Here is a 271-nt window from a genome sequence, read left to right on the forward strand (position 1 = left end):
GATGCCGTACATGTTGACCAGGCGGGTGCGTTCACCGTGCCGGGCGTACCAGGCGGTCAGCCGGCCCAGGTCCAGGGCCTCGCCGCCGAACACCACCTCCCGCAGCACCAGAGTGTCACCCAGGGCCGGGTTTTCGGCATCGGCCTGCATGAGCTGGTAGAACGCCGACGGTGTCTGCGACAGATGCGTCACCCGCTCCTCGACCAGGAGGTTCAGGAAGTCGGCCGGACTGCGGCTGACCGTGAACGGCACCACCACCAGCCGCCCCCCG

The 271-nt window shown here is 69.0% G+C and carries 1 protein-coding gene; it reads right to left on the minus strand.

Annotated features, from left to right (window positions below):
* On the minus strand, positions 1 to 271 hold a 271-nt coding region (locus IE94_RS36920), incomplete at both ends, for an AMP-binding protein (protein ID WP_037925086.1).

The organism is Streptomyces violaceorubidus (genome assembly GCF_000717995.1).
GTDB lineage: Bacteria > Actinomycetota > Actinomycetes > Streptomycetales > Streptomycetaceae > Streptomyces > Streptomyces violaceorubidus.